Annotated in this window: 16 protein-coding genes; 14 read left to right on the forward strand and 2 right to left on the reverse strand. The window is 73.5% G+C overall.

Annotated features, from left to right (window positions below; translation table 11 throughout):
* Positions 1 to 176 precede the first annotated feature (176 nt).
* Together Pta02_RS10890 and Pta02_RS10895 are read left to right on the forward strand one after the other, a co-directional pair.
* Positions 177 to 1,913 (forward strand): histidinol-phosphate aminotransferase family protein, encoded by a 1,737-nt coding sequence (locus Pta02_RS10890; protein ID WP_203874613.1) that lies wholly within the window; start codon positions 177 to 179, stop codon positions 1,911 to 1,913.
* Positions 1,910 to 2,713 carry a phosphatidate cytidylyltransferase gene (locus tag Pta02_RS10895; RefSeq protein WP_203874614.1) on the forward strand — a complete coding sequence of 268 codons (804 nt, stop codon included), beginning with the start codon at positions 1,910 to 1,912 and terminating at the stop codon, positions 2,711 to 2,713. The genes Pta02_RS10890 and Pta02_RS10895 overlap by 4 nt, the downstream gene beginning before the upstream one ends.
* A gap of 39 nt (positions 2,714 to 2,752) precedes the next feature.
* Here Pta02_RS10895 and Pta02_RS10900 read toward each other — a convergent pair whose 3' ends face one another.
* Together Pta02_RS10900 and Pta02_RS10905 are read right to left on the reverse strand one after the other, a co-directional pair.
* On the reverse strand, positions 2,753 to 3,862 hold the full coding sequence (locus Pta02_RS10900) for a DUF5925 domain-containing protein (protein WP_239130106.1): 1,110 nt from the start codon (positions 3,860 to 3,862) through the stop codon (positions 2,753 to 2,755).
* Between the two features lie 58 nt (positions 3,863 to 3,920).
* Complete coding sequence (locus Pta02_RS10905; protein ID WP_203874615.1) at positions 3,921 to 5,501, reverse strand: serine/threonine-protein kinase; 1,581 nt, start codon at positions 5,499 to 5,501, stop codon at positions 3,921 to 3,923.
* Between the two features lie 177 nt (positions 5,502 to 5,678).
* Between Pta02_RS10905 and Pta02_RS10910 the strand changes: the two genes are divergently transcribed.
* The 12 genes from Pta02_RS10910 to Pta02_RS10965 all read left to right on the forward strand — a co-directional run bounded on the left by Pta02_RS10910 (position 5,679) and on the right by Pta02_RS10965 (position 22,603).
* The gene (locus tag Pta02_RS10910) at positions 5,679 to 6,476 is read left to right on the forward strand and encodes a peptidoglycan recognition protein family protein (protein ID WP_239130108.1); all 798 of its coding nucleotides are present in this window, start codon (positions 5,679 to 5,681) and stop codon (positions 6,474 to 6,476) included.
* 68 nt (positions 6,477 to 6,544) lie between these two features.
* Positions 6,545 to 8,560, forward strand: a complete 2,016-nt coding sequence (locus Pta02_RS10915; RefSeq protein WP_203874616.1) for a methylmalonyl-CoA mutase family protein — start codon at positions 6,545 to 6,547, stop codon at positions 8,558 to 8,560.
* Positions 8,557 to 10,764, forward strand: a complete 2,208-nt coding sequence (gene scpA / locus Pta02_RS10920; protein WP_203874617.1) for a methylmalonyl-CoA mutase — start codon at positions 8,557 to 8,559, stop codon at positions 10,762 to 10,764. The genes Pta02_RS10915 and scpA overlap by 4 nt, the downstream gene beginning before the upstream one ends.
* 73 nt (positions 10,765 to 10,837) lie before the next feature.
* On the forward strand, positions 10,838 to 11,878 hold the full coding sequence (gene meaB / locus Pta02_RS10925) for a methylmalonyl Co-A mutase-associated GTPase MeaB (RefSeq protein ID WP_203874618.1): 1,041 nt from the start codon (positions 10,838 to 10,840) through the stop codon (positions 11,876 to 11,878).
* A 378-nt stretch (positions 11,879 to 12,256) separates the two neighbouring features.
* Positions 12,257 to 13,675 carry a cytochrome P450 gene (locus Pta02_RS10930; RefSeq protein ID WP_203874619.1) on the forward strand — a complete coding sequence of 473 codons (1,419 nt, stop codon included), beginning with the start codon at positions 12,257 to 12,259 and terminating at the stop codon, positions 13,673 to 13,675.
* Positions 13,672 to 14,556, forward strand: coding sequence for a terpene synthase family protein (locus Pta02_RS10935; protein ID WP_203874620.1), 885 nt, complete (start codon positions 13,672 to 13,674; stop codon positions 14,554 to 14,556). Before Pta02_RS10930 ends, Pta02_RS10935 begins: the two co-directional genes overlap by 4 nt.
* Before the next feature lie 113 nt (positions 14,557 to 14,669).
* The gene (locus Pta02_RS10940; protein ID WP_239130110.1) at positions 14,670 to 16,298 is read left to right on the forward strand and encodes a prenyltransferase/squalene oxidase repeat-containing protein; all 1,629 of its coding nucleotides are present in this window, start codon (positions 14,670 to 14,672) and stop codon (positions 16,296 to 16,298) included.
* 198 nt (positions 16,299 to 16,496) lie between these two features.
* Positions 16,497 to 18,950 (forward strand): sensor histidine kinase, encoded by a 2,454-nt coding sequence (locus Pta02_RS10945; protein WP_203874622.1) that lies wholly within the window; start codon positions 16,497 to 16,499, stop codon positions 18,948 to 18,950.
* Positions 18,951 to 19,039: 89 nt separating this feature from the next.
* Positions 19,040 to 19,471, forward strand: coding sequence for a roadblock/LC7 domain-containing protein (locus Pta02_RS10950; RefSeq protein WP_239130111.1), 432 nt, complete (start codon positions 19,040 to 19,042; stop codon positions 19,469 to 19,471).
* Positions 19,468 to 19,854, forward strand: a complete 387-nt coding sequence (locus Pta02_RS10955) for a DUF742 domain-containing protein (protein WP_203874623.1) — start codon at positions 19,468 to 19,470, stop codon at positions 19,852 to 19,854. The genes Pta02_RS10950 and Pta02_RS10955 overlap by 4 nt, the downstream gene beginning before the upstream one ends.
* Positions 19,835 to 20,461, forward strand: a complete 627-nt coding sequence (locus tag Pta02_RS10960; RefSeq protein WP_203874624.1) for a GTP-binding protein — start codon at positions 19,835 to 19,837, stop codon at positions 20,459 to 20,461. Before Pta02_RS10955 ends, Pta02_RS10960 begins: the two co-directional genes overlap by 20 nt.
* 150 nt (positions 20,462 to 20,611) lie before the next feature.
* Positions 20,612 to 22,603, forward strand: a complete 1,992-nt coding sequence (locus Pta02_RS10965) for a CehA/McbA family metallohydrolase (RefSeq protein WP_239130117.1) — start codon at positions 20,612 to 20,614, stop codon at positions 22,601 to 22,603.
* Positions 22,604 to 22,642 lie beyond the last annotated feature (39 nt).

The raw sequence follows: 22,642 nt of genomic DNA on the forward strand, positions 1-22,642 counted from the left end.
CGGGCCCGCCGGTGGAGCCGGCAGGCGGTTCCGGCGCCGGCGGCGGGAACCACGGACGACTCCGCGAACAGAGCGTGTCGAAAGCCCTTGCGCCGATATCGCACCGCGAATCGGCGACGATGGGCCCGGGGAGACACACAGGACGCAGGACGCAGGGCGTCGAATACGGAGGGGCCATGGTCGTGGATGCCGATGAGCTGGAACTGCGTCCGGGATCGCGTGCCGACCGTGAGTGGATCTACCGGCTCCGGCACGAGGTGTACGCCCGTGAGCTCGGCCAGCACGCCGTCAACGACGCCGGGCGGCTGAGCGACGAGCTCGACGAGGGCAACGTCTACATCGTGGCGGCCCGCGGGGGGCGCCCTGCCGGGTTCATCAGCGTGACGCCCCCGTGGCGGGGACGCTACTCGATCGACAAATATCTCCGGCGTGAGGAGCACCCCGTCCTGAACCGGGACGGGGTGTTCGAGATCCGCATCCTGACCGTGGAGCCGAGCCGGCGGGGCGCGCTGACCGGGAAACTGCTGATGTACGCGGCGCTGCGCTGGGTGATGGCGCACGGCGGCCGTACCGTCGTGGCCCTGGGCCGCAGCGAGCTCCTGCCGATGTACCTGGAACTGGGGCTGACCTCCACCGGCGTGCCGGTGCGCTCGGGGGAGCTGACCTTCGAGCTGCTGAGCGGTGAGGTGGCCGACCTCGCCGAGCGGACGCTGCGGACGTACGGCCCGGTGCTGCGCGCCCTGGAACCACAGGTGCGCTGGAGCCTGGAGACGCCCTTCCTGCCCGCCGCGGGCGCCTGCGAGCACGGCGGCAGCTCGATCGAAGCGCTGGGCCGCCGCTTCGACACCCTGGGGGCGCACGGCGACATCGTGCCCGCCGACGTGCTCGACGCCTGGTTCCCGCCCGCTCCCGCGGCCGCCGCGGCCCTGACCGCTCACCAGGACTGGATCGCGCACACCTCCCCGCCCACGCAGGCCGAGGGGCTCATCGAGGAGGTCGCGGCCCGCCGGAGCCTGCCCGCCGAGTCCGTCGCGGTCGGGGCCGGCTCGTCCGACCTGATCTTCCGCGCGTTCCGCGGCTGGCTGGACGCCTCCTCCCGGGTGCTGCTGGTCGACCCCTCCTACGGCGAGTACGCCCACGTGGTCGAGCGGGTGATCGGCGCCCGCGCCGACCGGTTCGCGCTCCGGCGCGAGGAGGGCTGGCGGATCGACCCGGACCGCCTCGCCGCCGCCCTGCGCGGGCGTTACGACCTGGTGGTCGTCGTCAACCCCAACAACCCCACCGGCGTGCACCTCGGCGCGGACGAGCTGCGTGAGGTGCTGGCGACGGCTCCGGACGGGACCCGCTTCTGGATCGACGAGGCCTACGTCGGCTACGCCGGTCCGGGGCAGTCGCTGGAGCCGTACGCCGCCAGTGCCGGCAACGCCGTCGTGTGCACCTCCCTGTCGAAGATGTACGCGCTGTCGGGGCTGCGGGCGGCCTATCTCACCGCGCCCGCGCAGGTCGCGGCCGAGGTGCGCCGCTGGACCCCGCCCTGGGCGGTGAGCCTGCCGGCGCAGATCGCGGCGGTGCACGCCCTCGGCGATCCCGGCTACTACGCCGGCCGCTGGGCGCGGACCCGGACTCTGCGCGCCGAGCTGGCCGCCGCGCTCGCCGCGACCGGCGAGGACGTGCACGTCCAGGAGACGGTGGCCAACTTCGTCCTGCTCACCCTGCCCTACGGTGGCCCCGGCGCCGCCCGCCTGGTCCGCCGGTGCCGCGAGCAGGGAGTGTTCCTGCGCGACCTGTCGCCGATGTCGCCGGCCTTCGAAGGCAGGACGGTACGGATCGCGGTGCGCGGGGCCGCGGCCAACGCCAGGATCGCCGCGACCGTCGCCGAGGCCCTGCGCGACCTCGTGAAAGACGCGACGTGACCGAGGTAGGGGATCTGATCCCCTACCTCGCCGGCGCGCTTGTGATCGGTGGCGTCGCCGTCGCGCTGTCGCGGCGGCGGGAGTACATCCTGCGGTGGTGCGTCTGGGCGGTGGCCGTACCCGCGGTGGTCGCCGTCCTGTACGCCGGTCCCGGCGGGGCCGCCGCCCTCGCCGCGGCGGTGGGCGTGGTGTGCGCCGTCGAGTACGGCCTGCTGACCCGGTCGCCCGTGCCGGACCGCGTGGTGCTCGGCGCCGCCGTGGCCGTGCTGCCGGTGACCGCCTGGCTGGCCCCCGCGCAGCTGCCCCGCGTGTCCGCCGCCGCCGTCCTGGCCGTCGCCCTGGTCCCGCTGCTCGCCGGTGACGCGGCCGGCGGGCTGAACCGGTTGTGCCTGGGCGTGCTCGGCGTCGTCTGGTTCACCCCGCTGATCGGGGTGGTCCTGCTCGGCCCGGCGGCCCTGGCGGTGTTCGCCGCGGTGTCGGTCGCCGACATCACCGCCTCGTTCGCCGGCCGGTCGCTGGGCGGGCCGCGTCTTTCGCCGCTGTCGCCGGCCAAGCACTGGAGCGGCGTCCTGGCCGGGGCCGCCGCGGGTCTGGGGGTGCTGGCCCTGCTGGGCGCGTTCACCCCCGCCCTGGCGGTCGCCGTGGCGCTCGGCGCCCCGCTGGGCGACCTCCTGGAGTCGATGGTCAAGCGGGGCGCCGAGGTCAAGGACTCGGCCTCCTGGCTGGCGGGAGCCGGCGGGCTGCTGGACCGGCTCGACTCCCTCCTGTTCGCCCTGGCCCTGGCCCTGCTGCTCGGCTGAGGATCCGGGCTCCGTACGGGGCTCGCAGACGCGCAGGTCCTAGAGATAGAGACCGGTGGTGTCGGGGGCCGTGCTCTGGGCGGCCACGCCCTCGCGCAGGGCGAACAGCTCGGCGAGCGTGGCCCCCGAGGCGGGGACGCCCTCGCCGGTGCCGAGCCAGGCGGCCGCCTCGTCGTACGGCAGCGCGCCCACCTCGACCTGGGCCAGGCAGCGGCCCGGGCGGACCACGGCCGGGTGCAGGCGGGCCAGGTCCTCGTTGGTGGTGATGGCCACCAGGACGTCGCGGCCCTGGCCGAGGAGGCCGTCGGTGAGGTTGAGCAGGCGGGACAGGCCCTGCCCCGTCGCCTCCTTGGCCCCGCCCCTGATCAGCTCGTCGCAGTCCTCCAGGACCAGCAGGCGCCACTTGTCGCCGTCGTCGCCGCAGTCGGAGCCGACCGCGACCTCCATCAGATAGCCGGGGGAGCCGAACAGCAGCTCGGGGTCCAGGACGCAGTCGACCTGGCACCACGACCGCCACTCGTGGGCGAGGGTGCGCAGCAGGGTGGTCTTGCCGGTGCCGGGCGGGCCGTGCAGCAGGACCAGACGGCCGCGCACCTCCTGCGGGGTGACGGACATCAGCCGGGAGAGCGGGTCGTGCAGCGACCGGGCGTAGTTGCCCCTGACCTCCGCCCACGGCGCGGTGGTGATCGGCTTGCCCGAGCGGCGGCTGCCGTGGCCGCCCCGCCACCAGAAGCCCATCTCGACGTGGTCGCTCTCCGGAGCGGGCTCCGTCGCGTCCTCGGTGATCTCCTCCAGGACCGCCTTGGCGAGCTCGTCGCTGATCGCGCTCACGCTGAGGGTGGCGGAGCGGTTCTTGTAGCGGACCACGCGCAGCGTCCAGCCGTCGCCGACGATCAGGCGCGAGTCGCGGCCGTCGTCCTCCCCGGCGGCCCGCACGAGCGTCCCGGCGGCGGGCATGAGAGAGGCGTCGGAACGCACCCGCTCCAGGCCGACCGTACGGGACCAGGGCTGGTCGCCCGAGGCGAACGGGGACAGCGCGAGGGCGTCGATGACGTCGACCGCGGTGTCGCCGTCGTCGAGCCAGATGTTCATCGGCAGCTCCGCCGGACGCTGCTCCGGCGCGAAACGTACCTCCTTCAGCACGGACATGACGACCATGATCCCGCTCGCCGCCGTACAGGTCGAAGGGTTTTCCGGCGCCCCGGCGTCAGGAGGCCCTGGAGAGATCTCCGGTCTCGGTGACGAGGCCGAGCCCCGGCTCGTCCTTCCAGGTGTAGGTGAGCCGGTCGCCCTTCCTGGCCAGCCAGACCGTCCCCGGCACGCAGCCGGTGTCGGCCCCCAGCGCGAAGACCAGGGTGTCCTGCTCGACGCGCTGCAAGGCGATCCGGCCGGTGCACCTGCTGCCCGGCTCGGCCCAGCCCGCATCGGCCTTGCCCGCCTGAAGCTCGACCTCGATCCGCTTCGTCCCGGACGCGAGGGGATTGGTGGAGGTGATGTCGTCACCGGCCCACTTCCCGGCGAAGGAGGCGGGGATCTTCAGCCCGTCCTCGGCCGAAGAGGGGTCGCCGCTCCCGGAGGGTTGCGCGGACGCGGTCTCCCCCGCGGCGTTCCCCGTGGGCCCGGCGGAGGCGGACCCGGTGGTCGCCGGGGTCTCGCCGCCGAGGGCGGCACCGGTGCGGTCGCCGAGGACCGTCCAGACGACGATCCCGGCGACGACCAGCGCGGACGCCGCCACCAGCACCGAGCCGACCACCAGACCCCGGGGACGTCTCCGTCCCGGCCGGGTGGTGAGCGCGGAGGACCCGGGGCCCGTCCGTCCCGGGTCGGAGGGGTGGGCACCCGCCGCGGAGGGGAGACCGGGCGCGGCGTGGCGTGGCGGGGCGGCGGGATGGGGGCCGGGTACGGCGTGGCCGCGGGGGTCGTACGGGGCGCCGGTGGGGGAGGCCATCTCGCTGCCGATCCTGGCCAGGTCCTCGGTCGAGGGCGCGGCCCCCGCCCCGGGGTCCACCAGGCTGACCATCAGGGCGCGGGCCCCCGGGCGGTGGGCCGGGTCCTTGTCCAGGCAGGAGGCGATCAGCCCGCGATAGCGGGCGGGCAGGGCCGCCAGGTCGGGATGGTGGGTCATGACGCGGTGCAGTACGGCGGGCACGGTGTCGGCGCCGAAGGGCGACCTCCCGCTCGCCGCGTAGACCATGGTGGCCGCCCAGGCGAACACGTCGGAGGCGGGCGAGGCCGGGGAGCCGGCGATCTGCTCGGGGGACAGGTAGGCGGGGGTGCCGATCAGGCCGGAGGTATGGGTCGCCGGGCCGTCGGCCCTGGCGATGCCGAAGTCCACCACGCGGGGGCCGTCCGGGCCGAGCAGCACGTTGGAGGGCTTGAAGTCGCGGTGCACCACCCCGGCCGCGTGGATCGCCGCCAGGGCGGTGGCCGTACCGACGACCAGCCGTTCCAGCTCGCCGTCGCGCAGCGGCCCGTGCCGGTCGACCCGCTGCTCCAGGGAGGGGCCGTCGACGAACTCGCTCACCACGTAGGGCCGGGGCCCGTCCACCGAGGCGTCCAGCACGCGCGCGGTGCAGAACGGGGCGACGCTCTCCAGGGCCGACAGCTCCCTGGTCAGCCGCCTGCGCGTCTCGGCGTCGGAGCGGAACAGCAGCTTGACCGCCACCGGCCGGCCGTCGGGGGCGTAGGCGAGGTAGACGACGCCCTGGCCGCCCTCGCCGAGCCGCCCGGTCAGCCGGAACTCACCGAGCCTGTCGGGATCGTCGGGGGTCAGCGGAGCCGTGGGCACGCGGTCAAGGCTAGCGATCCGGGCGGGAGCGGGCATAGGGCGGCGGGTTTAGCCGATCGGTTCACGGAAAGTCAGCGATGGTCCGTTTCCGGAGTCGCGCGTACGGAGCCCGGGTAGATCAATCGGTAAACCTCCCGTCACGCGCCGCGTCACCCATTACGCTCCGGTTAGCCACCGATGCCCGACCCCCTGGAGATCTTTGTGGCCATCGACCTCGTGTCCCGTCGTGAATGGGGTGCCCGCGCGCCGCGGGGTTCCTACTCCTCGCTCAGCTCGACGAAAGGGGTGAAGGTTCACTACACGGGGGGACGGGTCGACCCGGCGATCGTCGAGGACCACGCGAAATGCGTGGCGCTGGTGAAGTCCATCCAGAACCAGCACATGGACGGCAACGGATGGATGGACATCGGCTATTCCATGATCGCTTGCCCGCACCGCAAGGTGTTCGTGGGGCGCGGTCCCAAGCACCTTCCCGCCGCCAACGGATCCGGGCTCAACAGCGGCCACTACGCGGTGCTCGGCCTGGTCGGCTCCTCCGGCCTGGTCCAGCCGAACGACGAGATGCTGCACGGCATCCTCGACGCCGTCGAATACCTCCGTGACCGAGGCGGCGCCGGGCGCGAGATCAAGGGCCACCGTGACGGCTACGCGACCTCCTGTCCGGGCGAGCCGCTCTACGCGTGGGTGAGGCGGGGCGCGCCCCGCCCCGGCGGCGGCGGCGACCCCGACCCGCCCGAGCCCCACCCCTCCTTCCCCGGCCGGACGCTCAAGTACCCGCCGGTCATGGTCGGCGAGGACGTGCGCACCTGGCAGCAGCAGATGCGCACGCGCGGCTGGAGCATCGACGTCGACGGCCTGTACGGCGAGCAGTCCCGCGACGTCGCCCGGAGGTTCCAGCGGGAGAAGGGCCTGCCCGTGACCGGGGAGGTCGACCGCGCCACCTGGAACGCGTCCTGGGAGGAGCCCGTCACCTGAACGCGCGGGAACGCGCCAAGCGGCCCCCGAAGTAATGTTCTGGACGGGGGCCGCCTACTATCCGGTTCATGACCGTGCCGCCCGAGGAGCCCCGACCGGCCGCAGCGTCCCCGTCGCCCGCGTCCTCTCCGCCGTTCCCGTCGACCACGCGCGAGCAGTGGCGGGAGCTGGCGCTGGGAGTGCTGCGCAAGTCCGGGGCGGAGGCCTCCTCCCCGGAGGAGGCGCTGGCCTCGGTCACCTATGACGGAGTGACCGTCGCGCCGCTCTACGACCTGTCCGACCTGCCGGGCGACCCGGGCCTGCCGGGCCTGGCCCCCCATACGCGCGGCTCCCGCCCGGTGGCCGGCGGCTGGGAGGTACGGCAGCGCCACGAGGTGGCCGACCCCGAGGCCGTCCTCGCCGACCTGGAGAACGGGGCCACCTCGCTCTGGCTCGCCCTGGAGCCGCAGGACCTGCCGAAGGTGCTGGAGCGGGTCCACCTGGAGCTCGTCTCGGTGACGCTGGAGGCGGGAGAGCGCACCCGCGAGGCCGCCGAGACCCTGTTCGCGCTCGCCGCCCGGAAGGCGGGATCGGCCGGGAGGCCCTCCACCGTCCTCACCGCCACCCTCGGCGCCGACCCCCTGGCCCTGCGAGCCCGCACCGGCGTATCCGGCGATCTCCCCGCGGAGGCCGGCACTCCCGGCGGCTCCTCCGCTCAGGACGGCGAAGGGGGATCCGAGGCCGGGGCCGAGAGAGGTCGCCGGAGCGGTGGCGGGCTCGTGGACGCGGTGGAACTGGCCCGCAGGTGCGCGGCGGAGTTCCCGGGGGTGCGGGCGATGGTCGTGGACGCGACGCCGTACCACGACGCGGGCGGGAGCGACGCCGAGGAGCTGGGCTGCTCGATCGCGACCGGCGTCGCCTACCTGCGGGCGCTGACGGACGGCGGGCTCACCGCGGAGCAGGCGTTCGGGCAGCTGGAGTTCCGCTACGCCGTCACCGCCGACCAGTTCCTCGGCATCGCCAAGCTCCGCGCGGCGCGCCGGCTCTGGGCGCGGGTCGCCGAGGTGTGCGGGGTGGAGGGCGCCGGACAGGTGCAGCACGCGGTGACCGGCTCGGCCATGATGACGGCCCGGGATCCGTGGGTGAACATGCTCCGCACCACCCTGGCCTGTTTCGCCGCCGGGGTCGGCGGCGCCGACGCGGTGACCGTCCAGCCGTTCGACACCCGGCTCGGCCTGCCGGACGCCTTCTCCCGCCGCATCGCGCGCAACACCCACTCGCTGCTGGTCGAGGAGGCGCACATCGCCCGGGTGACCGACCCGGCGGGCGGCTCCTTCTACGTCGAGCGGCTCACCGAGGACCTCGCGGGCCGGGCCTGGGAGTGGTTGCAGGAGATCGAGCGCGCGGGCGGGATGGCCGCGGCCCTGGACGCGGGCCTGGTCGCCGGCCGTCTGGCGCACACCCGGGAGCGGCGGACGGCGAACATCGCCCACCGCCGCGACCCCGTCACCGGCGTCAGCGAGTTCCCGAACCTCGCCGAGCGGCTCCCGGTACGGGCACCCCGGCCGGGTGCGGAGACGGAGGCCGGGGCGTCCCGCGGCGGCGCGGAGGGTCCGGCCGGAGGGCGGGGGGCCGGGGAAGGAGCGGGGGAGACCGGGCGGGCCGCCGGCGGGTTGCCGCGGATCGCCTACGCGCAGGACTTCGAGGCGCTGCGCGACCTGGCCGACGCGCAGGAGACCCGGCCGAGCGTCTTCCTGGCCACGCTCGGCCCGGTGGCCGCGCACACGGCCCGGGCCTCGTTCGCGGCCAACCTGTTCCAGTCCGGGGGCATCGCCACCGTCCCCTCCGGCCCGGAGACCGATCCCGGGCGCATCGCCGCCGCCTTCGCCGCGAGCGGCACGCCGGTCGTCTGCCTGTGCTCCAGCGACCGGCTGTACGGCGAGCACGCCGTGGCCGTGGCCGCGGCGCTGCGCGCGGCCGGGGCGCGGAAGGTCTGGCTGGCGGGGAAGGGATCCTACGAGGGGGTGGACGCCGTGATCTTCGCCGGGTGTGACGCCCTGGCCGTGCTCCGCGAGACCTTCGACGACCTGGAGGTGACCCGATGATTCCGGATTTTTCAGGAATTGAGCTGGGCGGCCGGGCGGACGCCGTACCGGGTGATCCGGACCGGTGGGCGCGGGCCGTACGGGAGGAGACCGGTCACGACCCGGACGAACTGGTGTGGGAGACGCCCGAGGGGATCGGGGTCAAGCCGCTCTACACGGCCGCCGACCTCGACGGCCTGGACTTCCCGCACACCTATCCGGGCGCGGTGCCGTACCTGCGCGGGCCGTACCCGACGATGTACGTCAACCAGCCGTGGACCATCCGGCAGTACGCCGGGTTCTCCACCGCCGAGGAGTCCAACGCCTTCTACCGGCGCAACCTGGCCGCCGGGCAGAAGGGCCTGTCGGTCGCCTTCGACCTGGCCACCCACCGGGGCTACGACTCCGACCACCCGCGCGTGGCCGGCGACGTCGGCATGGCGGGCGTGGCGATCGACTCGATCTACGACATGCGGCAGCTGTTCGACGGGATCCCCCTGGACAGGATGAGCGTGTCGATGACCATGAACGGCGCGGTGCTGCCGATCCTGGCGCTGTACATCGTGGCCGCCGAGGAGCAGGGGGTGGCGCCCGGGCAACTGGCCGGGACCATCCAGAACGACATCCTCAAGGAGTTCATGGTCCGCAACACCTACATCTACCCGCCGGGGCCGTCGATGCGGATAATCTCCGACATCTTCGCCTTCACCAGCGAGAAGATGCCGAAGTTCAACTCGATCTCGATCTCCGGGTACCACATCCAGGAGGCCGGGGCCACGTGCGACCTGGAGCTGGCCTACACCCTCGCCGACGGCGTGGAGTACCTGCGGGCGGGCGTCGAGGCCGGACTGGACGTCGACCGGTTCGCGCCGCGCCTGTCCTTCTTCTGGTGCATCGGCATGAACTTCTTCATGGAGGTCGCCAAGCTGCGGGCCGCCCGGCTGCTGTGGTCGGAGCTGGTGGCGGGGTTCGGCGCGCAGAACCCCAAGTCGCTGTCGCTGCGCACCCACTCGCAGACCTCCGGCTGGTCGCTCACCGCGCAGGACGTGTTCAACAACGTGGTGCGCACCTGCGTCGAGGCGATGGCCGCCACCCAGGGCCACACCCAGTCGCTGCACACCAACGCCCTGGACGAGGCGCTGGCGCTGCCCACCGACTTCTCCGCGCGAATCGCCCGCAACACCCAGCTGCTGCTGCAGCAGGAGTCGGGGACCTGCCGGGTGATCGACCCGTGGGGCGGCTCCTACTACGTCGAGCGGCTCACCCACGAACTGGCCGCCAAGGCGCGGGCGCACATCGAGGAGGTCGAGGCGGCCGGCGGCATGGCCAGGGCCATCGACGCCGGGCTGCCCAAGCTCCGCATCGAGGAGGCCGCCGCCCGCACCCAGGCGCGCATCGACTCGGGGCGGCAGCCGGTCATCGGCGTCAACAAGTACCGCCCCGACGCCGACGAGCCGATCGAGGTGCTCAAGGTCGACAACACCGCCGTGCGGGCCAGCCAGCTGGACAAGCTGCGCCGGCTGCGCGCCGAGCGCGACCCGCGCGCGGTGGAGGAGGCGCTCGCGGCCTTGACGAAGGCCGCCGACGCCGCGGTGAACGGCACCCGCGCGCCCGGTCTGGAGCAGAACCTGCTCGCGCTGGCCGTGGACGCGGCCCGGGCCAAGGCGACGGTCGGGGAGATCTCCGACGCGCTGGAGAAGGTCTTCGGGCGGCACGCGGGTCAGATCCGTACGATCTCCGGGGTGTACCGCGAGGAGGTGGGGTCCGGCGTGGACGAGGTCCGTACGGCGTGCGCCGCGTTCGAGCGGGCCGAGGGGCGCCGCCCGCGCATCCTGGTCGCCAAGATGGGCCAGGACGGCCACGACCGGGGCCAGAAGGTGATCGCCACGGCCTTCGCCGACCTCGGCTTCGACGTCGACGTCGGCCCGCTGTTCCAGACGCCCGAGGAGGTCGCCCGCCAGGCGGTCGAGGCCGACGTGCACGTGGTGGGCGTCTCCTCGCTGGCGGCCGGGCACCTGACCCTGGTGCCCGCGCTGCGGCAGGCGCTGGCCGACCTGGACGCCGAGGACATCATGATCGTCGTCGGCGGCGTCATCCCGCCGGACGACGTCGAGGAGCTGCACGCGGCCGGGGCCTCGGCGGTCTTCCCGCCGGGCACAGTGATCGCCGACGCCGCCCTGGGCCTGCTGGCGGAGCTGTCGGCCCGGCTGGGTCATGAGTCCTGAGGCCGCCCGCGGTGAGAGCGTCTGCAGTGAGGCCGCCCGCGGCGAGGCCCGAGTTGTGACGGGGTTCTGAGCCGTGAGCACTCTTGAGGACTACCTCCGGGGCGTGCGGTCGGGCTCCCGGCGCTGGATCGGCCGGGCCGTCACCCTCGTGGAGTCCACCAGGGCCGACCACCGGGAGCTGGCGCAGCGGCTGCTCGTCGAGCTGACCCCGCTGGCCGGCGGGGCCCGCAGGGTGGGCGTCTCCGGCGTGCCCGGGGTGGGCAAGTCCACGTTCATCGACGCGCTCGGCACCCTGCTGACGGGGGAGGGCCACCGGGTGGCGGTGCTCGCGGTGGACCCCTCCTCCACCCGGACCGGCGGCAGCGTGCTGGGCGACAAGACCCGGATGGCCCGGCTGGCGGTCGACGACGACGCCTTCATCAGGCCCTCGCCGACCTCCGGCACCCTCGGCGGGGTCGCCAAGGCGACCAGGGAGGCCATGGTCGTCGTCGAGGCGGCCGGATACGACGTCGTCCTGGTGGAGACCGTGGGCGTCGGCCAGTCGGAGACCGCCGTGGCGGACATGGTGGACACCTTCCTGCTGCTGGCGCTGGCCAGGACCGGCGACCAGCTCCAGGGCATCAAGAAGGGCGTGCTGGAGCTGGCCGACGTGATCGCGGTCAACAAGGCCGACGGCCCGCACGAGATGGACGCCCGCCGGGCCGCCAGGGAACTGGCCGGGGCGCTGCGGCTGCTGCGCTCGGAGCGGGCGGTGCCGGTGCTGACGTGCAGCGGGCGGGAGGGAGCCGGGCTGGAGGAGCTGTGGCGGCAGATCGTCGCGCACCGCGACGCCCTGGAGGCCTCCGGCGAACTGGCCGCCAAGCGGCGGCGCCAGCAGGTCGGCTGGACCTGGTCCATGGTCACCGACCGGCTCCTGCGGCGGCTGCACGACCACCCGGCGGTGGCGGCCGCCGCCGCCGAGGCCGAGCGCGGGGTCCTCGACGGCACGATCACCCCCGCCCTGGCCGCCGACCGCATCCTCGCCGCCTTCTCCCCGGAGTTCTCGCAGGAGTCCCCACCGGAGCCCTCGCGAGGGAGTGGATCCCCGGAACGGCTCGGCCGTCACGCTGGGTGACGGCCCTGAAAAGAAGCCGGAAAGCCCCTTCGGGGCCTCTCGTTAACTTAACGTTAACGGTGCTGTTTGTCCGGATGTAGAGATAATTCGGATTGGATGCGAACTTGATCACGACTAGTGGATCATGTGATACTTCATCCGGAGAAAATGCGAATGCTGTGATGCGAGGCGTTTTTAGCGTGTAACGCCCCGAAGGGGCGTACGGCGAAGTCCGGGAACGGCCGGGGGCCGTCGGCTGACCGGTCCTGACCCGTTCCCGGGTGGAGAAGGGGCACGGAGCGGTGTCCCGGTTCCCGGCGTGCCGTCCCGTCCGCGTGGCCACGCGGACGGTGTTCCGCGCTGCGCGGATTCGCTCACGCGAGGTGGGAGACGCTTGGCATGCCGATCGACGTGGAGGCCGGACCCGTCCGGCGGGTGAGGTCCATCCCGATGCGCAGAACCGTGCGCAGGCTCATGAACGACCCGGCGGGCGCGCTGCTGGAGTTCGCGCGGGAGGCCGAGGGTCAGGTCGTCCGGCTGAACCTGGGCCCGTTCCGGCCCTACCTGGTGACCCACCCCGATCACGTCCAGCAGGTGATGCGCCTGGAGTGGACGAACTACCAGCGGGTGGGGATGTTCTGGCGGCCCCTGGAGCGGCTGTTCGGCCACAGCATCATGGGTGACGGCGAGCCCTGGCACACCAGCCGGGCGATCCTGCAGCCCCTGTTCACCACGCGGTACATCGCCACGCTCGCCGACGAGGTGGCCGCCCGTGTCGCCGGGCGCATCGAAGAGTGGGACGAGCACGCCCGGACCGGGCGGGACATCGACGCCACCGCCGAGATGTCGGGCGTCCTCACCTACATCGTCAACCGGGTGCTGTTCGGGGACAAGCTGAGCCGGAAGGACGCCGAGCGCATCGTCCCCGCCTTCGATCTGGTCTCCCACTCGCTCGTCTACCGCTTCCTCATGCCGTTCATGCCCTACTTCATCCGGATCCCCCGCGACCGGGCCTGCCTGAGGGGCGTCAAGCAGATCGACGACGTGGTTTTCCCGGTCGTCCATGAGGCGATGGCCCACCCCGACGACAACCTCGACGTCGTCTCCGTGCTGTGCCGCTTCACCGACGAGAACGGCGAGCGGCTCACCGCCAAGCAGATCCGTGACGCCCTGGTCAGCGTGTACGCCGCCGCGTCGGAGACCACCGCGATGATCCTCACCTGGCTGTGGCTGCTGCTGGAGGAGCACCCGGGCGTCGCGGCCCGCCTCCAGGCGGAGATCGACGAGGTGGTGGGGGACGGGCCCGCCGGCGCCGAGCATGTCCCGCATCTGTCCTACACGCGGATGGTCCTGCTGGAGGCCCTGCGCCTGTACCCCTCGGGCTGGCTCCTGCCCAGGCATGTCATGGAGGACGCGGAGATCGGCGGCGTGCGGATCAAACGCGGTTCCACGGTGCTGATCAGTCCCTACGCCACACAGCGGCTGGAGGAGGTCTGGGAGCGCCCCGACGAGTTCGACCCCGAGCGGTTCGCGCCGGACAAGAGCGCAGGCGGGGAGCGCCGCCACCGCTACTCCTACTTCCCCTTCGGCGGCGGTCCGCACAAGTGCCTCGGCGAGCACCTGTTCTACGTCGAAGGGCCGCTCGTCGTGGCCTCCATCCTCAGCCGCTACCGCCTGTCGGTGCGCACCCCGGGACCGTTCACGGTGGCCTGGGCCGCCTCGCTGCGTCCCAAGGGCAAGGTGCATCTGGGCGTGTCCTTCGCCCGGCGTGACCGGAGTCCTGCGGCCGGACACGATCGGAGCGCGGTCTCCCGATGACGATCCAGCCCGATCCCGCCGCCCGGCCGACGGCGGCGGAGTGCGGAACGATCTGCGCCGGCGCCGGCCGCTCCCAGCGGGACATGCGCGAGTGGGCCAAGGCCTATCCGGACCTGTTCTCCGCCAAGCCGTTCGACGCCGCCCTGTACAGCACGCTCTCGCTGGCCATGGCCTTCAGCGGGCCGTGGTTCACCCCCGGTCAGCTGCGGATGGCGAACAAGACCTCCCTGTGGGCGTTCGGCCTGGACTGGCTGGTCGACTACGCCGCCGCCTCGCGGGCCGAGGTGGAGGACATCGCCCGGCGGTGCCTGGACGTGGCGGCCGGAGCCCCGCCCTTCCCCGGCGACGACCTCACGCGCATGCTCGCCGACATCCGCGACGAGCTCGCCGCCGCACCGGCCTTCACGGCCCTCGGGCCGGTCTGGCGCGACGAGCTCAGGCGCATGCTGGACGGGATGCTCGCGGAGTGGCGCTGGAAGGCCGAGGAGGTCGTGCCGACCCTGGAGGAGTATCTCGGCAACGCCGACAACCTGGGCTTCTCCTTCGCCTTCACCGCCCACTGGATCCACGTCACCGGGGAGGAACCGGTCGCCGGCATCGGACCGCTGCGCGAGGCGGGCCGGGCCGTGCAGCGGGTCATCCGCCTCCTCAACGACCTGGGCACCTACGAGCGGGACGTCGCCTGGGGCGACCTCAACGCCCTGCTGCTGGGCGCCGGCCGCGACGAGGTCGAGCGGCGGGTCGCCGAGCTCGCCGCCGGCGCCCGCGAACTGCTCGCCCCGCTGCGCGGCGCCCACCCGGGACTGGCCGCCTACATGGAGCGGCAGATGGACTTCTGCGCGGGGTTCTACCAGGTGGGCGACTACTGGGGGACGCTGTGAGGCGTGCGGGCCCGCCCGTCGCCGGACCCGCCGAGGCCCCGGTCCGGCCGTCCGCGCCTGCCGGGACGCCCGGACCGCAGGTGTCGCCGGAGGCCGGCGGGCCGGGAGCCGACGTGGCCGCGGAGGTCGCGGGGCTGGTGGCCGGGCTGCTGGCCGAGCCCTGGGGCCGGGTGTCGGCCTCGCCGTACGAGACGGGCCGGGTGGTGAGCCTGGCCCCGTGGCTGACGGGGCACGCCGACCGCGTCGACTTCCTGCTCGACGCCCAGCGCGCGGACGGTGCCTGGGGCCCATCCGGCGGATACGCCCTGGTGCCCACCCTGAGCGCGGTCGAGGCGCTGCTGGCCGAGTTCCGGCGCGAGGGCTCCCACGCCGATCCCGGACTCCTGGCCAAGGCCGCCGCCCGTGGGCTGGAGGCCCTCAAGGAGTGGCCGTACGGCGGCGCCGGCACGCCCCTGCCCGACCTGCCGGCGATCGAGCTGATCGTGCCGTCCCTGCTCGACCTGATCGACGGTCACCTCGACGCCGGGCCGCCCGGCGAGAACCGTCCCGGGGACCGCGGACCGGGGCTGCCACCGGGTATGGACAAGGCCAAGCTGGCGTCGGTCAGAGCCCTGCTGGCCTCCGGCGCGGCGGTCCCGCAGAAGCTGGTGCACGCCCTGGAGATCGCGGGCCACGAGGCGCTGGCCGCCTGCCGGGTCGCCCCCACCCCGATGCCCGGCGCGATGGCGGCCGTCGGCGCCTCACCCGCCGCGAGCGCCGCCTGGCTGGCCGCGCGGCCCGGCGCCGCGTCGGGTGGTCCGGAGGGGGAGGCCGCGGTACGGAGGTATCTGGAGGCGGTGGTGGCGCGCTCCGGCGGTCCGGTGCCCTGCGCCTTCCCGATCACCCTGTTCGAGCGCGGCTGGGCGCTGAGCTGGCTGCGGCGTGCCGGGATCCCGGTGGACGCGCCGCCCGAGCTGATGGCGAGCCTGCGGGAGGCGCTGGCCCCCGAGGGGGCGGCCACCGGGCCGGGGCTGCCGGCCGACGCCGACACCACCTCCGTCGCGCTGTACGCCCTGGCGCTGCTCGGCGAGCCGCACGAGCCGCGGGGACTGTGGCCGTTCGAGACCGGGACCCACTTCTGCACCTGGCGCGGGGAGGAGGGGATGTCCCCGACGACCAACGCGCACGTTCTGGACGCCTTCGGGGAGTACGTGCGCCGCCGTGGCGGGGAGCCCCGCCACGCGGCCGTCGTGGCCAAGCTGTCGGCCTGGCTGCGCGGTCTCCAGCGGGGCGACGGGAGCTGGCCGGACCGCTGGCACGCCTCGCCGTACTACGCCACGGCCTGCTGCGCGATCGCGCTGCACGAGTTCGGCGGCCCCGAGTCGGCGGGCGCGGTGGGACGCGCGGTGGACTGGGTGCTCGGCGGACAGCGCCCGGACGGGTCGTGGGGCCGGTGGGAGGGCACCGCCGAGGAGACCGCCTACGCGCTGCAGACCCTGCTGCTCACCGGCTCACCCGGCGGCCGGTCGGAGGCGCCGCCCGCCGGGCCGCTCACCGGCTCGCCGGCGGGGGAGCGGTCCGGGCCGCGGGAGGCCGTGGAACGCGGGTACCGCCGGCTGCTGGAGCTCCGTGACCGGCCGGCGCCGCCTCTGTGGGTCGACAAGGACCTGTACCTGCCGGGGACGATCGTCCGCACGGCGGTGCTGGGGGCGCTCCACCTGGCGGGCCGGACACTGGCCTTATCAGATTCTGACTCGCCTTGAAAACCTACCGTAAACCTACAAAAGGGACAGAAAGCCTCATTCATTCCCCCCTGCCTTGAGTGTGTTTATGGACATTGCTAAGGTTCAGCGGGTGTGATGCGGGATATCCCGCTGATCCGTGACTTATGGTGGCCATTCGGCGTATTTGCCGATTGCTGAAATTGCTCGCTCTTTCTTCCTGTTCTCGGGGTGGATGCCATGCGCTTGCGCAATGCGCGCTTGCGGACCAAGGTCACGGCGCTTCTGGTGTCGCTCACCGCACTTTGGGCATTCACCGCGTGGGTGACCGTCCGTGACGGCGTGAACATGCTGGGCGTGGCCACCCTCAACTCCGACGTGGCCGAGCCCGGCGAGCGGCTCATCGTCGAACTGCAGGCCGAGCGCAGGCTCACCGCGATCACGCTCGGTGAGCCGGGGACGCAGGCCCGCCGGGAGGCGCTGACCGCCCAGCGCAAGCGCACCGACGAGGCGGGTGCCGACTTCCGCAGGCGCACCTCCTCCAACGGCGTGAAGTGGCTGGGGAGCGCGGCCCTCGAACGCCGCATCGCCGAGACCCTCCGGTCGCTGGACGGCCTGGACGCCATGCGCAAGGCGATCGACGGCGGCCGCGCCGACCGCACCCGGGCGATCGCGGGGTTCACCGGCGCCGTCGACGCCGTCTTCCGCGTCTACGACTCGCTGGCCACGCTGGACGACGACGAACTCGCCAAGGACACCCGGACGCTCATCACGATGAACCGGGCCCGCGACATGCTGGCCCAGGAGGACGCCCTGGTGATGGGCGCCCTGACCGAGGGCCGCTTCGGCGACGACGACCGCGTCCGCTTCACGCAGATCGTCGGCACCCGGCGCTTCATGCTCGACCAGGCGGTGGCGGAGCTGCCGGCCGCCGACCAGGACGCCTACCGGAAGATGGCCGACAGCCAGCAGTTCGCCCGGCTGACCGCCATGGAGGACCTGCTCGTCGAGAACCGGAACGCGGTGGCGCTCGGGCTGGTCGACGCGGTCAAGTGGAGCGGTGACGCCCAGCCCGCGCTGTCGAGGTTCGCGCAGAGCGTGCTCACCGCCGGCGGCGGCGTGGTGGAGCGCGCCGTGCCGGTGGCCACCGGCGTCATCGTGCGGCTCGTGCTCGCCGGCGGCCTGGGCCTGGTCGCCGTCATCGCCTCGGTCGTCCTGGCCATCACCACGGCCCGCGCCCTGGTCCAGCAGCTGGAGAAGCTGCGGACCGCGGCCTGGGAGCTGGCCGACAAGCGGCTGCCCGGCGTGGTGGACCGGATCGGTCACGGCGAGAACGTGGACGTGGCCGCCGAGGCGCCGCCGCTGGAGTTCGGCGACGACCAGATCGGCCAGGTCGGCAGGGCCTTCAACGCCGTCCAGCAGACCGCGATCAAGGTGGCGGCCGAGCAGGCCCAGCTCCGGCGCGACATCGCCGACATCCTGCGCAACCTCGCCCGCCGTACCCAGGGCCTCGTGCACCGCCAGCTGAACGTGCTGGACGCCATGGAAAGGCGCGAGCAGGACCCGCAGGAGCTGCGGGACCTGTTCCGGCTGGACCACCTGGCCACCCGCATGCGCCGCTACGCGGAGAACCTCCTGGTCCTGTCGGGGGCGGCCCCGGGCCGCGCCTGGCGGGAGGCGGTCCCGATGCTCGACGTGGTGCGCGGCGCGCTGGCCGAGATCGAGGACTACACCCGGGTGGACGTGCTGCCCATGGGCGAGGTGTCGCTGGACGGCCGGGCCGTCGGCGACGTCATCCACCTGGTGGCCGAGCTGGTCGAGAACGCGGCGTCCTTCTCGCCGCCCTACACGACGGTCAAGGTCAGCGGGAGCGTCGTGGCCCACGGGTACGCCGTGGAGATCGAGGACCGGGGCCTGGGCATGAGCCCGCAGGACGTCGCCGCGGCCAACGAGCGCATCGCCAACCCGCCCGAGCTCAAGCTGTCGGGCAACGCCCGCCTGGGACTGTACGTGGTCAGCCGCCTGGCCGAACGGCACGGCATCAGGGTGACGTTCAAGGCCTCGCCGTACGGCGGCACGACCGTCGTCGTCCTGATCCCGCAGGACCTGATCAGCGACGGCGGCGTCCCCTCCGGGGAGGGCGTCCCCGGCGCACGGCCCGCGGAGCCGGCCGTGGCCGCCGCCCGCGCGGACGGCCTCCGGACCCACGCGGAGGCCGTCCACGCCCGTACGGCCGTCGCGGAAGGCGCCCGTACGGCGGCCGCCCGGCCGCCCCTGGAACCCGCCGCGCCACCCGTGAGACGGCAGGCGCCGGCGGTGACGGCGCACGTGAGCCCGGAGGAGCTGGCGGCGTCCGGCCCGCCTGCCGGGCCGGACAGGGGAGGGGCCGTGAACGCGGAGCCCGTACCGGCGCCGGCGGCGTCGTCCGTCATGCCGGCGCCCGACACCAGCCACACCCCCGGCGGCCTGCCGAGGCGCGTGCCCCAGACCCACCTCGCCGCACCCCTGCGCGAGCAGGAGCCCGCGCCCCCGCCGGCGCCGCAGGAGAGCGGGGACGACGGCGAGCGCTCGCCGGAGGAGATCCGCGCAGCCTTCTCCTCCTTCCAGGCGGGCACCCGCCGGGGACGGTCCGAGGCGGCGCAACTGCTGATCGAGGGGGGTGAACGCGCGCAGGACGATCGGCCACCCATGTGACCCCGGACGATGATCGCGATTCGCGCACGAGACCCCGCGCCGACGAGCCGCCGAGAATCCGGTGGCGGCCGGCAGAAAGAGGACAACGAGTGGTGCAGGGAACAGGGCCCGCCGCCGATCTGGCCTGGTTGCTGGACGACCTGGTCACACGCGTGGCGGAAGCCGAGCACGGAATCGTCTTCTCCACCGACGGCCTGCTGATGGCGGCCTCGGCGGGACTCGACCCGGCCGACGCCGAGCATCTGGCCGCTGTCGGCTCGGCCATCCAGAGCCTGGGCAGAGGGGTCAGCGACCGGGTCAGGGGCGGCGCGGTGCGCCAGACCATCATCGAGATGCGCTCGGCGTACCTGATCGTGTCCACCGCGGGGCAGGGAGCCTGCCTGGCGGTGCTCTGCGCCGACGACGCCGACGTCGGTCTCGTCGCCTACGAGATGGCCATGCTCGTCACCCGGGTCGGCCAGTACCTCACCTCGCCCGCGCGGACGGCGGTCTCCGCCGACGGGGGCGACGCTCTGCGATGAACCCTCGCGACGAGCATCCCGACGCCCAGTGGATCGGGGAGGAGGCGGGGCCGATCGTCCGGCCGTACGTCCTGACCCGCGGCAGGACCGAGCCCACCCGCGGCCGGTTCGACCTCATCACCCTGGCGGTCACCGTCCGCTCCCCGTCCCCCGGGGAGATGGGCCTCACCCCGGAGTGCCACGCCATCCTGCGCCTGTGCCGGCAGCCGCAGTCGGTGGCGGAGATCGCGGCCCACGTCGACCTCCCGGCGGGCACCGTCCGCGTCCTGCTCAGCGACCTGCTCGACCACGGGCTCGTCACCCTGCAAGAACCACAGTCGGAGACGGACATGCAAGACGAGAGGATGTACAGGGCGGTGCTCGATGGACTCCGTGCGCTCTAGCCGCGACGCCGGGCAGGCGGTCCTGCCCAAGGCGATCAAGATCCTGGTCGCCGGCGGCTTCGGGGCGGGCAAGACCACCCTGGTCGGCGCGGTCTCCGAGATCGAGCCGCTGCGCACAGAGGAGACGCTGACGGACCGCAGCGTCGGCGTCGACGACCTGTCGGGGGTGGAGGGCAAGGACACCACGACCGTCGCGATGGACTTCGGCCGCATCACCATCGGCGACGCCTACCGGCTCTACCTGTTCGGCACCCCGGGGCAGGAGCGTTTCTGGTTCCTGTGGGACGAGCTGGCGCTGGGCGCGCTGGGCGCGGTCGTGCTGGCCGACACCCGCAGGCTGGCCGACTGCTTCCCCTCCCTGGACTACTTCGAGCGCCGGCAGACGCCCTTCATCGTGGCGGTCAACTGCTTCGACGGCGCCCGTCGCTACGACCTGGAGGAGGTGCGGCTCGGGCTGACCCTTCCCCCCGGCGTCCCGGTCATGCTCTGCGACGCGCGCAGGCGGGCGTCCGGCAAGGACGTCCTCATCACTCTGGTGGAGCACGCGATGAAGGTGCGGCTCGGCAGATCCCCCTCCGGTCCGGGGCAGCTGGAGACCATCAAGTAGGGATATCTCTCTACCCGAGTAGAGAAAAACACATCCGCCTGACAGGTGGGGTCCTAGCGCTGTGTGTTCGCCGTGTCACCATAACGGCGATCATGGAAGGCTTGACGCGCGGAGACGCCCATGTGTGACGATCCGAGTACGTCCCCGGCCATGGCCCGGGCATTGGACGACTATCGCAAGCTGCTGGCGGAGCACGGTGTCACCTGGGGCGAGGACCCCGTCTTCTACGTGAAGTCGATGGCCACCGACGCCTACCTGATGGGCCCGCGCGACTTCTGGGGGGTGTGCTACGGCATGGTCGCCGAGCGCAACCCCGGCGCCGGCGTCAAGTCCCTGGAGGACGACCTCACCGCGCTGGACATGGACGAGGTGATCCGCAACGTCCTGGCCGGGGAGGTGCTCGACAACCTCGCGGCGCTGCGGCTGACCGGTGACGGCGTCAAGCTGGAGGCCAGGGCGCAGGCCGTACTGCCGGGGCGGACCCTGCGCACGGCGCTGCTGATCGACTCCGCCCGCGGGGAGCCGGCGACCGTGCTGGTGGACGGCCGGGCCCACGAGATCGGCCCGCGCGGCGCCCGGCTGATCGAGATCACCTCGGCCAGTCGCGTCGTCGCCGACGGCGAGCCGGTCGACCTGGCGGCCCTGACCCGCCCGGCCGCCGCCGCCCGGCTGCGGCTGCGCGCGGGACTGCCGTGCCGGTGGAGCGTGTACGGCGAGCACGGCCAGGGCTGGTACCCCCGGGACGCCCCGCACCGGCGCGACGCCCACGTGCTGCCCTACTTCCACGGCGACGACGTGGTGCTGGAGGTCCCGGCCGAGCCGCTGACGGTACGCGTCGCGCGCGGCATGGAGTACGACCGCGCGCAGGCCGAGGTGACGCCCGTCGCGGGGCGGGAGACGCTGGTCGAGCTCACCCCCCGGCGGCTCTACGACGCGGCGGCCAGGGGCTGGTACGGCGGGGACATGCACGTCCACCTCAACTGGGCCGGGGACATGGTCGGCACCCCCGCGCTCGCGGCGGCCATGCAGCACGGCGAGGACCTGCACGTGCTCAACCTGGTGGCCGGGAACGTCTCCTCCGCGCGGGTCTACGACGCCGAGGCGCTGGAGCACTGGGCGGGCCGGGACCTGCCCTGGTCCGACGCCACCCATCTGGCCAGGATCGGCGTCGAGTACCGCAACGACCTGCTCGGCCACTTCTACGCCTTCGGGCCCTCCGCGCCGCCCTCCCGCTTCCACACCGGCTTCCTGGGCACGGCCGACTGGCCGCCCAACAGCGAGGCCTGCCGGGAGCTGCGCGGCCTGGGGGCGATCACCGGCTACAGCCACCCCTTCCACGTCCCGTTCACCGAGACCGACGGCCCGGACAAGGCGCTGCTGTGGCGGCGCAACTGCTCCTCCCGGGAGATCGTCGCCGACGCGGCGCTGGGCCTCGTCGACAGCCTCGACGTGCTCAACCACTCCTCGGTGGAGGCCACCGCCCTGGTCTACCGGCGCCTGATCGGGGCAGGCAACCGGCTGGCGGTCACCGCGGGGACCGACAGCATGCTCTCCTTCGCCCGCCGGGGCAGCCAGTCCAGCCCGCCCGGCTGGGAGCGGGTCTACGCCCGGGTGCAGGGGACGCTCACCGCGGCCTCGTTCGCCGAGGCGGTACGGCGGGGCCGTACCTTCGCCACCACCGGGCCGTGGCTGGAGCTGACCGTGGACGGGCACGGCCCCGGCGACACGCTGGAGGTGCGGGCGGGGACCCGGGTGACGATCACCGCCAGGACGGCCGGGCCCGAGGTGGAGCGCCTGGAGATCCGCACCGCCGACGGGGTGTTCGCCGAGGGGGCGGGCGGCTGGCTGACCGTCGAGCTGGCCGTGGACGAGCCGACCTACGTGGTCGCGGTCGTCTCCGGCGGGCCGCACGAGCGCAGCCTCCACCCCACGGGCGTGCACGCCCACACCAGCCCGGTCTACCTGGACGTGGACGGCCGTCACGTGGCCCGCCCCGAGGACGTCCGCTGGTGCCTGGAGTGGCTGGACGGGCTGGAGGCACTGCTCCGCGAGGAGGGCAGGTTCGAGAACGACGAGCAGCTCGCCGACCACCTGGCCCTGTACGACCGGGCCCGGGAGGTCTACCGCGGCCGCCTCCCCTGAGGAGGAGCGGGACGGTGCCCGAAGGGGTGCCTCGGTAGC

Origin of the sequence: Paraplanobispora takensis, from assembly GCF_016863195.1 — a bacterium.
Classification (GTDB): Bacteria; Actinomycetota; Actinomycetes; order Streptosporangiales; family Streptosporangiaceae; genus Planobispora; species Planobispora takensis.